We start from the raw sequence: 15,390 nt of genomic DNA, 5'->3' as shown, positions 1-15,390 counted from the left end.
CGAAGCACCTGGACGAGAAGGTCGCCCGCCTCCACCTCGACGCCCTCGGCGTCCGGCTCACGACCCTCCGCCCCGAGCAGGCCGAGTACATCGGCGTCCCGGTGGAGGGCCCGTACAAGCCGGACCACTACCGCTACTGATGCCGCATGTGTACCGACTGCATCGAACGCGGCGAACGCGTCGAGTCCATCGAGTCCATCGGGTCCATCGGGTCCGTCGAGCCCTTCGGACGCGGCGACGCGGAACGTGACCCGTGGCTCCCGGACCGTCTCCTGCGGACGGAGCGGGACCTGCTGATGCCGCTGCTGCGGCGCATGCCCGAGGAGGCGTACGAGCTGCGCACCGCCTGCCCGGGCTGGACCGTCCGGCAGGTGCTGGCGCACTGCGGCGCGGCCCTCGTCAGGATCGTCGAGGGCCGCCTGGAGGAGGGCGTCTTCCTGCCCGAGGCCAACGCCCGCGACGTGGCCGAACGCGCGGACTGGCCGCTCGGCCGGGTCCTCGACGAGCTGGAACGCGGCCTCACCGAGGCCGGCCCGGTGATCGCCGCATGGGAGGACGACCGGCTCGACGCCGTGGCCCTCGGCGAATGGGTCCACGCAGGAGACGTGCGGGAGGCCTTCGGCGAGCCCGGCGCCTACTGCGGCGAGGCGCTCGCGCTCGCCCTGCCGCTGCTGTCCGTCACCAGCCGCAAGCGGGAGACCCCGCGGCTGGTCGGCGTCCTGGCGGACCTCGGCGGCGAGGAGGTGGCCCTCGGCAACGCGATCGAGGGCCGGGCCCCGGCCCGCTTCCACGGCGACGCGGCCACCCTGATCCGCATCTACGCGGGCCGGCCCCTGGTGCGCACCCGCTACGAACTGACGGGCGCGACGGAGCAGGAACTCCTCATCTACCGCTGAGGACGGCCTGAGGACGGCCTGAGGGCGGCGGGCCCCGGTCCCCGAGTGCGCCGTGGTCCACGGCGCACTCGGGGACCGGGGCCCGCGTCCGTCCTCGCTCACGCAGAGCCCCTTCCTCACTCACCGAGAGAACGAAGAGGACCCCTATGTCCACGCTCGACCGGCTCCTGCGCGCCCAGGTGGACGCGCGGCCCGACGACACCGCCGTCGTCTTCGAGGACGACACCCTCTCCTTCCGCGAGCTCCACGAGGGCGCCGCCGTCCTCGGCGCGTACCTCCGCACCCTCGGCGTCCGCGCCGACGACCGGGTCGGCGTCCACGCCGAACCCGCGCTCGAACTGGTGATCGGCGCGTGGGGCGTGGTGCTGTCCGGCGGCGCGTACGTGCCGCTGTCCCCGGAGTACCCGGAGGAGCGGCTGCGCTACATGATCGAGGACAGCGGCGCCCGGGTCGTCCTCACCCAGGAACGCTTCCGCGAGCGCGTCACCGAACTCGCGCCGCCCGGCACCACCGTGGTCACCCTCGAGGACGCCGTGCGGCACGCCTGGCGCGCCGGCGGCGACCACCGGCCCGTCCGCGAGCCGGAGGTGCATCCGGGGCAGCTCGCGTACGTCATCTACACCTCCGGCTCCACCGGCCGGCCCAAGGGCGTGATGGTCGAGCACCGCTCGATCGTCGCCCAGATGCGCTGGATGGCCGGTGAGCACCGGCTCGGCCCCGGCGAGACCGTCGTCCAGAAGACGCCGATGAGCTTCGACGCCGCCCAGTGGGAGATCCTCGCCCCGGCCGTCGGCGCCCGCGTCGCCATGGGTCCGCTCGGGGTCCACCGCGACCCGGAGGGCCTGATCGACACCGTGCGGCGGCACGGCGCCACCATGCTCCAGTGCGTGCCGACCCTGCTCCAGGCCCTCGTCGACACCGAGCGCCTCGGCACCTGCACCAGTCTGCGCAGGGTCTACTCGGGCGGCGAGATCCTCTCCCGCAACCTGGCCGTCCGGATCCTCGCCGAGCTGCCCGATGCCGAGCTGATCAACCTCTACGGCCCCACCGAGTGCACCATCAACGCCTCCTCGCACACCGTCGACCGGTCCGCCGTCGCCGACGGCCCGCCCGCGATACCCATCGGCAGACCCGCGTACGACACCACCTTCCGGATACGCGACGGCGAACTGTGCGTCGGCGGCGTCCAGGTCGCGCGGGGGTACCTGGACCGGCCCGAGCTCACCGCCGAGCGGTTCGTGACGGACGAGGACGGCGAACGCCTCTACCGCACCGGTGACCTCGCCACGATCGACGAGGACGGCACCGTGCACTTCACGGGCCGGGCGGACAACCAGATCAAGCTGCGCGGCTTCCGTGTCGAGCTCGACGAGATCGCGCTCGCCATCGAGAACCACGACTGGGTCAGGAACGCCGCCGTCATCGTCAAGGACGAGCCCCGCACCGGCTTCCAGAACCTGGTCGCCTGCGTCGAGCTGTCCCCGAAGGAAGCCGCCCTGATGGACCAGGGCAACCACGGCGCCCACCACCAGTCCAAGGAGTCCAAACTCCAGGTCAAGGCGCAGCTGTCCAACGCGGGCACCCTCGGCGACGCCGAACTGGCCGGCCGTCCCGTCGTCGAGCTCCCGGGCCGCACGCCCACCGAGCGGATGCGCCGCACCGTCTTCGCCCGCAAGACCTACCGCTTCTACGACGGCGGCCCCGTCACCAAGGACGACGTCCTGGCGGCGCTGTCCCGCCGCCCCGAGGCGATCGGCTCGCGCGCGGTCGGCAGCCTGACCGCCGGCGACCTGGGCGAGATCCTGCGCTGGTTCGGCCAGTTCCTCAGCGAGGAGCGCCTGCTCCCGAAGTACGGCTACGCCTCCCCGGGCGCCCTCTACGCGACCCAGCTGTACGTGGAACTGCGCGGCGTCGCGGGCCTGGAACCGGGCACGTACTACCACCACCCGGTCCACCACCAGCTGCACCTGATGCGGCCGCTGGACGTGCCGCAGGGGGAGCCGTACGTCCGGTTCGCCTTCCGCGGGAAGCGGGAGGCGATCGAGCCGGTCTACCGGAACAACATCCGCGAGGTCCTGGAGATCGAGACGGGCCACATGGTCGGCCTGTTCGAGGAGATCCTTCCGCCGCTCGGCCTCGCCATCCGCCCGGTACGGGCCGGAGCGGGCCCCGCCGACCTGGGCGTCTTCGAACTGGCCCCGTACGACAGCGAGTCGGCGGCGGCCCACGAACCGGAGGTCGACCTCTACGTCCAGTCCCACCCGGGCCGGGTGGCGGACCTCCCGGCCGGCCAGTACGCCTACGCCGACGGCGAGTTGACGGCCCTTTCGCCCTCCCTGGTGGAGAAGAAGCACGTCATCGCGATCAACCAGGCGGTGTACGAGCGGGCGAGCGTCGGCATCACGGTGATCAGCCGCACGGCCGAGTCCTGGCGCGCGTACATCGACCTGGGCCGCGCCCTGCAACGCCTCCAACTCGGCGGCCACGGACCGGGACAGGGGCGGGGGCACGGGCGGGGACACGAACTGGGATTCATGGCCTCCGGCTACAGCTCCATGTCCGGCCACCCGCTGCCCGCCGCGCGCCGCATGGACGAGATCCTCGCCGCGGCCGGCCGGCCGACGGGCCCCTCGTACTTCTTCGTCGGCGGGAAGGTCGGCGAGGAGCAGCGGCGCAGCGAGGGCATGTACGAGGACACCGTCCACATGAAGGGCCCCGCGGAGATGATCCGCGACGACCTCGTCCACCACCTGCCGGACTACATGATCCCCAACCGGGTCGTGGTCCTCGACCGGCTGCCGCTGTCCGCCAACGGCAAGGTCGACACCAAGGCGCTGGCCGAGCTCGCCGTCGTCAACGCCGGTCTGCACGGCCGGCCGCACGTCCTGCCGCGCACGGCCACCGAGCGGCGGCTCGCGGAGATCTGGGCGGCGGCCCTCCGCTACGAGGAGGCCGGGGCGGTCTCCGTCCAGGACGACTTCTTCGAGTCCGGCGGCAACTCGCTCATCGCCGTCTCGCTGATCACCAAGATCAACCGCGGGTTCCCCCAGGCGCGCCTCCCGCTCCAGGTGCTCTTCGAGGCGCCGACGATCGAGAAGCTGGCCCACCGCGTGGACGGCGCCGCCGCGACGCCCGCCTCGCGCCTGGTCCGGCTGCACGCGCGCGGCGACCGCTCGCCCGTCTACTGCTGGCCGGGCCTCGGCGGCTACACCATGAACCTCCGCTTCCTGGCGGAGGAGGCGGGCGTCGACCGCCCGTTCTACGGTGTCCAGGCGCACGGCATCAACCGCGGCGAGGCCCCGTACGACACCATCCGCGAGATGGCCGCGGCCGACGTCGAGGCCATCCGCAGGCGCCAGCCGACGGGCCCGTACACCCTGTGGGGCTACTCCTTCGGCGCCCGCGTCGCCTTCGAGGCGGCGCACCTGCTGGAGGCGGCGGGGGAGCAGGTGGAGCACCTGTTCCTGATCGCGCCGGGCTCGCCGAAGGTCCGCGCGGAGTCGGCGGCCGGCGGCGCGCGCTACGACAACCCGGCTTTCACCCGGATCCTGTACTCGGTCTTCGCGGGCGGCCTGGAGGACGTCCCGGCGACGGACGCGGAGTCGTTCGCGCGGTATGTGACGGAGCGCTTCCCGGCACTGGAACCGGACCTGGTGGCCCGGATCATCGCGATCGTCGAGAAGACCTTCGACTTCACGTACACCTTCAGGGAGCTGACGGAGCGCCGGGTCTCGTGCCCCGTCACGATCTTCAAGGCGCAGGGCGACGACTACTCGTTCCTGGAGCACACGACCGGCTGGTCGACCCGCCCACCGACGGTGGTGGAACTGTCGGCGGACCACTACAGCCTGCTGCGGGCACCGGACCTGAAGGAACTGGTGAAGCAGATCCGCTACCGGCTGGGGCGGTGAGGGCCGACTCGTTCGGACGCGGTCGCGATGCGAGGCGGGGCACGCGGCTGGTGTGCTGGGTGGGACCCTTCACCCCCCCCCACGCGTACGGGAGCAGCAGCCATGGCCGTCATCGTCACCGTCGAGATCCCCGGCGGCACCCAGGAGGCGTACGAGCGCACCACGGAGCGGATCACGAAGGCCGACTGGTTCCCGCCGGCCGGCTTCATCGCCCACGCGGCGGGGCCGGACGGCTCGGGCGGCTGGCGGGTGGTCGACTTCTGGGAGTCGGAGGACGCGTTCCGGTCCTTCATGCAGCAGGCGATGCCGATCTTCCAGGAGGCGGGGATGTCGTCGGCGGCGCCGAGGATCGAGCCGCTGACGAACGTGATCGTGAAGTAGGGGGAGGCGGCGGGGCCTGCGGGGGCGGCGGAGCGACGGGAGACCGCGAGGGCGGCGGGCTCCGGCGGCCCGGCGACCCGAAGCCCCGCTGCCCCGAGGCCCACAGCGCCGAGGCCCGGCGCCCCGAGGCCCGTCGCCCCGAGACCTCGGCGCCCCGAGACCTCCGCCGCCCCGAGGCCCCGCCCCCCGGCGGCGGTAATTCCGTTGCGGACGGTCGGGGCCGGGCGGGACGCTGCACGGCATGGTTTCCGATCTGTTCGCCGCCGACGGGCGCCTCACGGCGATCCCGCGCAGGCCCGCCCGCCGGGCCGCCCTGCTCGACCACCTCGCCGCCACGCTCTTCGAGCCGGCCCGCGTGTACACCGAGCGTGAGGTCAACGAGGCGCTGAAGACCGTGCACGAGGACTTCCCGGCCCTGCGCCGCCATCTGGTCGTCGGCGGGCAGCTCGCCCGTACGAAGGACGGCTCGGCCTACCAGCGACAGCCCGGCGCCCCCGTAGGAGCGACCTCCGCCGTCGCGTGATCGCCGCGGCGGTGGCCGGCCTGCTGGCCGGCTACGGCATCGCGATCCCGGTCGGAGCGGTCGCCGCGTATCTGGTCGCCGTCACCGCCCGTACCGGCTGGCGCACGGGCGCAGCCGCGGCGCTCGGCGTAGCCACCGCGGACGGCCTGTACGCCCTCCTCGCCGTCGCGGGCGGCTCCGTCCTCGTCCCGCTCCTCACCCCCGTGACGACCCCCCTGCGCTGGATCTCCGCCGCGGTCCTGGTGATCCTGGCGGTACGGGCGGCGACGGCGGCCGTACGGGCCCACCGCGCCGGCGACCTGGCCTCCCGCGACGACGGCACCGCGGGCCCCGGCCCGGGCCGTGCCTACCTCACCTTCCTGGGCATCACGGTCCTCAACCCGATGACGGTGATCTACTTCGCCGCGCTCGTCCTCGCGACGGGCCCCGACGCGCCGTCGTCCGTGGCCGAGCGCACCGCCTTCGTCCTCGCGGCCCTGGCCGCCTCGGCCAGCTGGCAACTCCTCCTCGCCACCGGCGGCACCCTCCTCGGCCGCACCCTCACGGGCCCCCGAGGCCGCCTGACGACGACCCTGGCGTCGAGCACGCTGATCGTGGTGCTGGCGGTGCGGTTGGTGGGGTAGGGGAGGGCGGCCCGGGCCGGTGTCAGTGGCGCCGCTCCAGGAAGCCGACGTCGAGGTGCTCCTCGGCGTGGTCCTGGAGCCGGCGCGGTGCCCGGGCGCGGTCGTCGGTGCTCCGACCGTCCGAGGCCGGCGCCCCGTCCGCGGCGAAGGCCCGCTGGAACGTGAAGGCGCGGGGGCCGGGGCCGTGGGTGGCGAGGTGTTCCAGGCGGGAGACGCCGTCCTGCCAGGTGGGATTCGTGTCGTCGGCCGTCCACCAGCACGTGTGGCTCGGGCGGCCCGTCCGCTCGAACCAGTCGTGGCGCCTGGTCAGCGCCTCGCGGTGCACTCCGGTGTAGACGGCGTCGAAGGCCGAGTCGACGTCGGTCCAGAGCGAGAGGGTCGCGTCCAGGGCGACTGTCCCGGCCGTACGGCCCTTGTCGTACCAGGCCGGCACGACGAACTCGCCCCACGCGCCCCAGTCCAGGTCGAAGTGCGTGCCCCCGCCACCGCCCGCCGCCTGGGCGCGGCCGAGGTAGCCGGGGTGCGCGGTGATCGTTCCGTAGACGGTCGCGCCGGTCTCCTGGAGTGCGCGGGTGAGGGGCGAGGCGGTCGCGAGGGGGGCCTTCAGGGTGCCGAAGGTGTACAGCGCGAGGCGGGGCATGCGTCACTCCCTGGTCGGGGACTCCCGGGCGACCACGGGTGATCGCCGGGACGGGACCACGTGAACGTAGCCGCCTTCGCAGGCGCTGTCGAAGTTGCGTTTTCGCTGCTCGAATGCCCTCCGGGGGAGGGGAATTGGAGGCCGCGCCCCGGGGCTCCGGGGTCGCGGGTCCGGTGGGGTGGCGGGGACCCGGTGGGGTGGCGGGGGTCCGGTGGGGTGGCGGGGGTCCGGTGGGGTGGCGGGGACCCGGTGGGGTGGCGGGGGGGCGGTGCCGCTAGGCGGCGGCCGCCGCCGATGCCGGGCGGATGTTCTGGTTGTGGTGGAAGACGTTGTCCGGGTCGTACGTGCGCTTCACCTCGGCCAGCCGGTCGTAGTGGCCCCGGTACGTCGACCGGACCCGGTCGCCGCCCTCGTCCTGGCCGATGAAGTTGACGTACCCACCGCCCATCGAGTGCGGATGGATCGCGTCCCAGTAGTCCACGGCCCACGAGCGGAGCGCGTCCGCGTCCGCCGGATCCCGGCTGATGCCGGCGATCACGCCCGACCAGACCGCGTCACGGTAGGCCCACGCGGTGTCCATCGGACCGGGCCGGTGGGCGGCGCCGTCGACCGGATAGAGGTGCATCGTCGTGAGGTCGCTCGGGATGTTGTCCAGGAAGGTGCCGTGCACGTCGATCGCGCCGTCCGTGACGCGGTCGAAGAAGTCACCGCGCCAGTACCACTGGAGCCCCTTCGGGATCAGCTCGTCGAACAACGTCTGGATCCCCGGGTACGGGATCGGCGTCGCGAAGTGGAAGGCGGGCGGGGCCGGTTCGGCGACCGGCGCGAACGTCTTCGCCAGGCTCTCCTCGTCCGTCGCCCCCGTGGAGCACCACACCACGCCGCACATCCTCTTCCCGTGGATCTCCTCCGGGAACGGCGGCCCCGGCGCCACCACCAGCGTCGCGAAGAAACCGTTCAGGTCCTCGCCGGCCGCCGGCAGGAACTCCCGGTACCAGCGCAGCACCGCGCCGATGTGCTCCGGCTCCCACAGCGTGACGGCGAGCCCGACCGTGTCCACCGGGTGCAGGGCGAACCGGAAGGCGGTGACGATGCCGAAGTTGCCGCCGCCGCCGCGCAGCGCCCAGAAGAGGTCCGGGTGCTCGTCGGCCGAGGCGGTGACCGTCGTCCCGTCGGCGAGGACCACGTCCGCGCCGATCAGGTTGTCGATCGTCAGCCCGTAGGCGCGGGTCAGATGCCCGTGCCCGCCGCCGAGCGTGAGCCCGCCGACCCCGGTCGTCGACATCACACCGGCCGGCGTGGCGAGCCCGTAGCCGTGTGCCTCGTGGTCCAGGTCGCCGAGCCGGCTGCCGCCGCCCACCAGGGCCGTACGGGACTCGGGATCGACCCGTACCCAGCGCAGCCCGGCCGAGAGGTCGACGACGAGGGCGTCGTCGACCACGCACAGCCCGCCGCCGCTGTGGCCGCCGCCGCGCACGGCCAGGTCCATGCCGGCGTCACGGGCGTAGCGCACGGCGGTCCGTACGTCCGTCACGTCGGCGCACCGCGCGACGACCGCGGGCCGCCGGTCGATCATCGCGTTGTAGATCGTCCGGGCCTCGTCGTATCCGGGGTCCTCGGGTCCGATCACGTCGCCCCGCAGCCGCTCGCGCAGGGTCTCCACAGCTGTGCCGCCCATGGTCACTCCTCCAGGGCACCCCCGACCGGCCGCGCTACGTCTTCAGTCTGCCCCTCGGCGTGGCACCCCGCCTGCCGGGCCCGGGCGTCGGCATCCTTGCGGCCATGAGCGACACGGCCACGAGCGGCGCTGGTGACGCCGGAGGCACCGGGAGCAGGAACGCCGGCGACGCGCACGGGGTCCAGGCCTCGGCCCGCGGCTGGCTGACGCTCCAACTGGCGGCCCTGGGCTTCGTCGGCCTGTGCGGCGCGCTCAAGGCCGGCGGCTCCGGCTCCACGGCCCCGCGCGGCGTCGAGGCCGTGGCGGGCGTCCTGGTCCTGGTCGCCCTGTTCGTCGCCATCCTGGCGGTCTACCTCGTCGGCCGGACCGCCTGGCCGCACTCGGCGACCCCCGACGACCCCGTGCGCGCCGCCCGCCGTCTGCGCACCGGCCTGGTCCTGACCTTCATCACGGTCCTCCTGACGGCCCTCGCGGCGACGAGCGCGTGGTGGCCGGCGCCGGAGACGCCACCGGCCGCCGGGCAGGGCGGCGCGGTGGAGGTGACGACGTCCACGGGCCGCTGGTGCGGAGAACTCACCCGCGGCAGCGGCGCCCTGGCCCTGGAGGTGCGGGGCCGTACGGTCGAGATCCTGGTCACGGACGTGCTGGCGGTGACCCCGGTCGCCGACTGCGCGAACTCATGACCGCGCGCGTCGACCGCCAGGACATGACGGCGAGGACCGAACGGGCCGACAGCAGGGAGCCGACGCTGAGGAAGGACCCGACGGACCCGATGGAGAAGGCGGAGCCGGCGGACCCGATGGAGAAGGAGGAGCCGACGGACCCGATGGACATGAAGGACCCGACCGACCCGATGGAGAGGAAGGAGTTCTTCGACCAGAGGGAGAGGCGGGAGCCGCCGGAGGCGGAGGGCCTGTGGCCTGAACGGTTGTCGCGTGGCATGCCGTGATCGTAGGCGCGGAGGGCCGGGCGCGCGCCCGGTGACGGAAAAACGGAGGCCCTGGCCTCCGCAACGCGGGGGCCCGCCCGGCGGGTGCTGCCGGGCGGGCCCGCGGGCGGGCGGCCGCGCTGCTGCGGTGCGTTCCGCGACCGCTCTGCGACGCGCTCTGCGGTGCCGCCGGGAGGTGCTTACTTCAGGGCGGCGAGGGCGGCCTCGTAGTTCGGCTCCTGGGAGATCTCGTTGACGAGCTCCGTGTGGAGGACCTTGTCGTCCGCGTCGAGGACGACGACGGCGCGGGCGGTCAGACCGGCCAGCGGGCCGTCGGCGATCGCGACACCGTAGTCGGTGTGGAACTCGCGGCCGCGCAGGGTGGAGAGGCTCTGCACGTTCTCCAGGCCCTCGGCGCCGCAGAAGCGGGCCTGGGCGAAGGGCAGGTCCGCGGAGATGCAGAGGACCACGGTGTTGTCCAGCTCGGAGGCCTTGGCGTTGAAGGCGCGCACCGACGCGGCGCAGGTGGGCGTGTCCACGCTCGGGAAGATGTTGAGGACCTTGCGCCTGCCCTCGAAGTCCTTCAGCGTCTTGTCCGCGAGACCCTCGCCGACCAGGGTGAACGCGGGAGCCTGGCTGCCCGTGGCGGGCAGGGTGCCGTCGACCGTAACGGGGTTGCCCTTGAGCGCGACCTGCGCCATGAGGATTCTCTCCTTCGACTGAGGATGTAGCTGTCGTCAGCTGTGATCAGCCACCGACGGCCCGATGGTATTCCGCGGCGGCGCCGGGGCGCGCGCGTATCCCGGCCACCGGAACGGCCGGTGGTCGACGGCCTCGGCCGTTCCGGTGACCGGCCGGTCACCGACCGGTGGTCTGCCGCGGCGGCTGCGCTGGCTGCCGCCGGGGAAGAAGGGGACGCTGGACGGAGGGGGCGCTGGGCGGAGGGGGGCGGGGGCGGGGGCGGCGAGAGGTGGCGCGCCTTGGACGGGGAGAACACGAAGGACACGAGGAATGCGGAGAACACGAAGAACGCAGGGAACGCAGGGAAGGCGGAAAACGCAGCGAACGCGGAGAACGCACGGAACGCGGAGAGCATGAGGACGGACCCCTGGGAGTCCGGCCCGGCGTACGAGCGGTACATGGGCCGGTGGAGTCGGCTCGTCGCGGCCCGCTTCACGGAGTGGCTCGCCCCGCCGGAAGGCCTGAGCTGGCTGGACGTGGGCTGCGGTACGGGCGCCCTGTCGACGGCGGTGGCGGAAGGCTGCCGACCGCGCACGCTGCTGGGCGTGGACCGGTCGGAGCCGTTCGTCCGCGCGGCGACCCTCACCGTCGGCGGGGGCGCGCGGACTGCGTTCGCCGTGGCCGATGCCATGGCCCTCCCCGTACGCGACGCCTCCTGCGACGTGGCCGTCAGCGGCCTGACGCTGAACTTCCTGCCCGAGCCGGCGGCCGGCGCGGCCGAACTGGTGCGCGCGGTGCGCCCGGGCGGCGGCACGGTCGCCGCGTACGTCTGGGACTACGGCGACGGCATGGCGTTCCTGCGCCACTTCTGGGACGCGGTCGCGACCGTCGACCCGGCCGCGGCCGTCGCGCTCGACGAGGGCCGGCGCTTCGCGCTGTGCCGTCCCGAGCGACTGCACAGCCTGTGGACGGAAGCCGGCCTGACGGCCGTCACCACCGCCCCGATCGACGTCCGGACCGTCTTCGCGGACTTCGCCGACCTCTGGGACCCGTTCCTGGCGGGCCAGGGCCCGGCCCCGGGCTACGTGGCCTCCCTCACCCCGGGCGACCGCGACCGCCTCCGCACGGCCTACGCGGAGAGCGTCCCCCACGAACCGGACGGCTCGATCGACCTCACGGCCCGTGCGTGGGCGGTGAGGGGCGTGAGGCGGACGTCCCCGGCCCGATGGACCGGGCAGGCGGGTCGGTCCGGCCGGGCCTGGTAGGCCGAGGAGCCCCGAGGATCACGTTCCCGCCCCTGCTGCCCGCCCGAAGGCCCCACCCGACGACCGGGCGGGGCCTTCCGCACGTGACGCGGCCGAACGGTCTATCCGAAGGCGACCTTGTCCGCCCACAGGCCGTCCGGGGCATCGATGACGATCTTGTACGACGCCTCGTGCTGCGTACGTCCTCCCCGGTAGAAGCGGACGGCACCGGTCTTGTACATGGCCCAGAAGTCGGGAATGCCGTCTCCGCTGGAGTCCGGGGTTCCCATGAAGAGGGTCATGTTCTCCGGCGCCCAGCCGGGGGCGAGGCTGTACACAGGATCCGTGGGCGTCGCGGAGGCCGCGGCCGAGGCCAGGGAGGCGAGATCGGTTCCGGTCCCGGAGGCGTTCCGCTTGCCCTCGCGGCGGCGGAGCTCCCCTGCGGTGTTGTTACGGAAGACCAGATCGAGGACGCCGTCGCCGCTGACGTCACCGGCGACGAAGATGTCCCGGTCGGCCCAGGAACCGTAGATCAGCCGCTTCGCTTCCTCGAAGGAAGCGCCCGTGTAACCCGTGAACGCCCAGAGGCTGCCGTCGGCCGTGGTGGCCAGGGCGTCCGGGTATCCGTCGCCCGTCGCGTCGCCGACCGCGACGATCTGGGTCAGGGCGGACGGTGCCGGGGCCCCGGCCGGGAGGAGGACCTCCATGCGCTTCGCGACATCGAAGCTTCCGTATCCGTCGCCGGGATACAGCTCCAGCCGGTAGACGCCGTCGGCGGACCTGGTGCGAGCGAGGAGGTCGGTGATTCCGTCGCCGGGAAGCCAGTCCGCGTGATGGCTGATCAGCGCGCCGGTCCAGTAGCCCTCCGGTGCGGGCTGAGCTTCACCCGTCTCGCTGCTGTACGCGGCGGGCAGGGACGAGTCGAGCTCGCCGGCCTGGCCCGACCAGAGCTGGAGGACACCCTTGTTGTCGATCGTGTAGAGGTCAGGGATGCTGTCGCCGCTCGCGTCCCCGGGCTTGTCCTGGCCAGGCCGGGGTCGTACGAAGAAGCCGTAGGTGGTCGGGGCGGAGACGTTGCCGGCCGCGTCCCGGGCTCGCACGTACAGCGTGTTCGGTCCGGCGAGGGGCGGCTTGAGTGACAGGATCACCGACGCTCCCGCGGATGACGCGACGGCGACCGACGCGTACGAAGGGGCGTTGAAGCTGTACTCGTACTTCACCACGCTCGGGACAGCGTCGTTGGCGGAGAAGGTGAAGTTGCCGACCGTGCCGTGCTGGACCGTGCTCCAGACACTCTGGTCGTCACCGGACTCCGGGTAGCCGAGCGACGTGACCGTAGGACTGGTGGGAGCCGTCTTGTCGACCGTGAACTGGCAGTACGCGGATGTTCCCGCCGGCCCCTGGGCCGATGCCGCCCCCTCCGAGTCGATCGTCCAGGCCGTCCACGAGTACGTCTTGCCGTCGGTGAACTTCGACGAGAGGACGGTCGTGGTGGCCGTTCCGTCGCTGGTCGGACTGAAGTTGGCGTCGAGGACGGGATGAGCGGTGTCACCGGTCGGCCAGACCTTGATGTGGACGTAGCGAAGGTTCCCGTCCGTGTCGGTTCCCTTCGCGCGGAAGGTGATGTCGCTCAGGCCGATGGAGGGGAAGAGCGGGGCGTAGTCACACGTTCCCCCGGGAGTCGTCGACATGGCGGACTGCAGCGGCTCGTTCGGCGCCCGGTTGTAGACGACGTCGATGTACGGCGACGTCTCTCCGTTGGCCATGAACTTCTTCCAGTAATTGGCGTTGTTCTCGTAGGGCGCGCGCAGTCCGAGTGTGATCTGCGGCCACTTCTTGGTCGCCGCTTCCTGGGCGGTCGACTTGATGTTGATGGCCACCCACTGGTCCGGACAGGACGTGGCGCTGTATCCGTATCCGTTGGTCGCGCTTCCGACGTTGCTCTGCCACGACGGCTGGTTGTTCCAGGTGTGGCTGCTGTTCATGGCGCTGGTGAGCCAGAGGTCGTACCGGTAGGGAGAACAACCCCAGGAGTACGTCTGAAGGGCGTGGAAAGCGGCCGACTTCACGGTGACACCGTGAAGGGCGCTGGAGAATTCGAAGTTGAAGACCGAACGGGAGATTCCGCCGGTGGTCGCCTCGTATCCGACGCGGGCCTCGTTGGTCCCGTCGTTGAAGTTCTGGCCGTTGTAGAAGCTGGACGACGGGTACTTCTCGTAGAGCAGGGTCCAGCTCTTCTTGTGCCCCTTGAAGGATGGGTCGATGAAGACCGGATAGACCAGGTCCGGATCGGAAAGCGTCTTCGAACGCACCGAGATGCCCAGGGTGTTGTCCGCGTCGAGTGTCGCGTCGAGTACGGCGTCGTGGCTTCCGGGCTGCGGGCCGGCGAGCCCTGGGAGGGCGAGTGCCGTGTTCCTCACGGAGGGGTCCGGGGACGGCGTGTCCTCACCCTCCGTCGTCCTGAGCGGACCCGCGGAGTCCCAGAGGTAGGGCGTCGGTGCGGTGGCGATCTCCTTGCCGTTCTTGTCCCGGGCGGTGACGACCCGTGTCGTGTTGTCGAGCGTGAAGGTCAGCGAGGGCGAGGAGAGGCGGTAGTCGAGGTCGGCCAGCAGAGGGTCCTTGGCCGCCTCCGGGGTGTGCACGACAAGGACGTGCGAGTACCCGCTGTCGCGGGCGGTGAGGACCAGGTCGATGCCGGGCCGGATGTTCTCGTACAGGGCTCGGGATCCGTTGACGACGGGCTCGGGCAGCGCTCCCGGCCAGCTCACAACGAGCTCGTGGCCGTCGACGTCGAGACGGACGAGTTCGCTCCAGGCCGACGTGTCCGTGGTCGTCGCGAGCGGACGCAGGACGGGGCGGGCGAGTGACCGCGAGGACCGGTCGGAGCTGCTGCCGGCCGCTTGCGCGGTGCCCGCGCTGAACAGCAGAGGGGCGTTGACCGCCCGGGGCGCGTAACCCCCTTCGACCCGGTGAAGTCGCGTGTCGATGGCCTTCCATTCCCCACCGACCTTGGCGCGGATGGTGTCGCTGTGGGTGCGGGTGCGGAGCAGCCCGTCGGGCCGCGCCCAGGTCGTCGAATTCGCGGTGTGAAGCGCCGTGGCCACGACGTCCTTGCCGGTGCGCCGTGCTTCCTGTACCGCCTCGGCCGAAGTGACGGGCCGGTGTGCCGTTCTGTCGCTGTCGGCTTGCGGCCTTCGGTCGCCGTCATCAGGATCCCCGCTGCGGAGATGGACGGTCAGGGGCACGGCGACGGCCGCCGCGAGGAGCGCCGCGACCGCGCCGAAGCCGCGCTTCCGCCATGACGTCACGCGTCGGCGATCGGTTGGGGCGGGTGAGAGGGAGTCGGTTTCCTCCGACTCCGGTCGGCCCGTGTCTCCATTGGCTTTCGAGGCGTCCATGACTTCCTTTCCCCCCGCGGGCGCCTGGATGCCGAGCTGCCCTTGGAATCGCGCGATGCGCGGATGTGTGCGAGCAGAGCATGTCCCATCTTCACGCTCCCGTCACGACACCTTGGGAAGCCGGAGGGAACCGAACGGACCCTCACGTGCGTCCAATTCGGGTGAGCGGAGCTGACGATTCACCAACCTGTCGCCGATTCGATCAGGATGTGGACTGGGCATAGTGTGCGAATCGGGAGAATGTGACAGCCGATACGCGAAGGCTTGATCGGATTCAGTGCACCTGGTCTTTCTGTGGGTGTATGGGCCACTTCATGAGGCAACGGCGTCCTCTGAACCCCAACGCCCTTTCTTCTGCGATGTGTTGAAATTCGCTGTGAGTAACGGCACACATCTCTGGTGTTCGTGGATTTTCCGTGACCACGCTCTGCACAATCTGTGGGCTATTCGTTGATTCCCTGTCGCCGTGAAGAGTCGGCGGACAGTG

General features: G+C 71.9%; 13 protein-coding genes. 9 read left to right on the top strand and 4 right to left on the bottom strand.

Annotated features, from left to right (window positions below):
* The 6 genes from ESG85_RS34225 to ESG85_RS34200 all read left to right on the top strand — a co-directional run.
* The coding region (locus ESG85_RS34225) for an adenosylhomocysteinase (RefSeq protein WP_164986390.1) at window positions 1-140 on the top strand (140 nt) is incomplete at its 5' end.
* 6 nt (window positions 141-146) lie between these two features.
* The gene (locus ESG85_RS34220) at window positions 147-896 is read left to right on the top strand and encodes a maleylpyruvate isomerase family mycothiol-dependent enzyme (RefSeq protein WP_128985068.1); all 750 of its coding nucleotides are present in this window, start codon (window positions 147-149) and stop codon (window positions 894-896) included.
* Between the two features lie 146 nt (window positions 897-1,042).
* Window positions 1,043-4,807: an amino acid adenylation domain-containing protein gene (locus ESG85_RS34215; protein WP_128985067.1), complete on the top strand. Its 3,765-nt coding sequence runs from the start codon at window positions 1,043-1,045 to the stop codon at window positions 4,805-4,807.
* Between the two features lie 102 nt (window positions 4,808-4,909).
* A complete protein-coding gene (locus tag ESG85_RS34210; protein ID WP_128985066.1) occupies window positions 4,910-5,188 on the top strand; it encodes an antibiotic biosynthesis monooxygenase family protein in 279 nt (92 codons plus the stop codon).
* Window positions 5,189-5,429: 241 nt separating this feature from the next.
* Complete coding sequence (locus tag ESG85_RS34205) at window positions 5,430-5,711, top strand: DUF2087 domain-containing protein (protein ID WP_128985065.1); 282 nt, start codon at window positions 5,430-5,432, stop codon at window positions 5,709-5,711.
* Window positions 5,708-6,334 carry a LysE family transporter gene (locus ESG85_RS34200; RefSeq protein ID WP_128985064.1) on the top strand — a complete coding sequence of 209 codons (627 nt, stop codon included), beginning with the start codon at window positions 5,708-5,710 and terminating at the stop codon, window positions 6,332-6,334. Before ESG85_RS34205 ends, ESG85_RS34200 begins: the two co-directional genes overlap by 4 nt.
* 22 nt (window positions 6,335-6,356) lie before the next feature.
* Here ESG85_RS34200 and ESG85_RS34195 read toward each other — a convergent pair whose 3' ends face one another.
* Both ESG85_RS34195 and ESG85_RS34190 read right to left on the bottom strand, forming a co-directional pair.
* On the bottom strand, window positions 6,357-6,974 hold the full coding sequence (locus ESG85_RS34195; protein WP_128985063.1) for a DUF3291 domain-containing protein: 618 nt from the start codon (window positions 6,972-6,974) through the stop codon (window positions 6,357-6,359).
* Between the two features lie 274 nt (window positions 6,975-7,248).
* A complete protein-coding gene (locus tag ESG85_RS34190) occupies window positions 7,249-8,652 on the bottom strand; it encodes an FAD-binding oxidoreductase (RefSeq protein ID WP_128985062.1) in 1,404 nt (467 codons plus the stop codon).
* A 104-nt stretch (window positions 8,653-8,756) separates the two neighbouring features.
* Between ESG85_RS34190 and ESG85_RS34185 the strand changes: the two genes are divergently transcribed.
* Window positions 8,757-9,335 carry a hypothetical protein gene (locus ESG85_RS34185; RefSeq protein ID WP_128985061.1) on the top strand — a complete coding sequence of 193 codons (579 nt, stop codon included), beginning with the start codon at window positions 8,757-8,759 and terminating at the stop codon, window positions 9,333-9,335.
* Window positions 9,332-9,601 carry a hypothetical protein gene (locus tag ESG85_RS36845; protein ID WP_164986389.1) on the top strand — a complete coding sequence of 90 codons (270 nt, stop codon included), beginning with the start codon at window positions 9,332-9,334 and terminating at the stop codon, window positions 9,599-9,601. Before ESG85_RS34185 ends, ESG85_RS36845 begins: the two co-directional genes overlap by 4 nt.
* Before the next feature lie 179 nt (window positions 9,602-9,780).
* On the opposite strand, the gene tpx is transcribed toward ESG85_RS36845, so the two are convergent.
* The gene (gene tpx, locus ESG85_RS34175) at window positions 9,781-10,281 is read right to left on the bottom strand and encodes a thiol peroxidase (RefSeq protein ID WP_128985059.1); all 501 of its coding nucleotides are present in this window, start codon (window positions 10,279-10,281) and stop codon (window positions 9,781-9,783) included.
* A 393-nt stretch (window positions 10,282-10,674) separates the two neighbouring features.
* Between tpx and ESG85_RS34170 the strand changes: the two genes are divergently transcribed.
* Window positions 10,675-11,526, top strand: coding sequence for a class I SAM-dependent methyltransferase (locus ESG85_RS34170; RefSeq protein ID WP_128985058.1), 852 nt, complete (start codon window positions 10,675-10,677; stop codon window positions 11,524-11,526).
* A gap of 101 nt (window positions 11,527-11,627) precedes the next feature.
* On the opposite strand, the gene ESG85_RS34165 is transcribed toward ESG85_RS34170, so the two are convergent.
* Complete coding sequence (locus ESG85_RS34165) at window positions 11,628-14,609, bottom strand: DNRLRE domain-containing protein (protein ID WP_128985057.1); 2,982 nt, start codon at window positions 14,607-14,609, stop codon at window positions 11,628-11,630.
* Window positions 14,610-15,390: the final 781 nt, after the last annotated feature.

The organism is Streptomyces roseicoloratus (assembly GCF_004117935.1).
GTDB classification, from domain to species: Bacteria; Actinomycetota; Actinomycetes; order Streptomycetales; family Streptomycetaceae; genus Streptomyces; species Streptomyces roseicoloratus.
The sequence above is the reverse complement of the archived record's forward strand: the minus strand, read 5'-3'. Positions and strand labels throughout refer to the sequence as shown.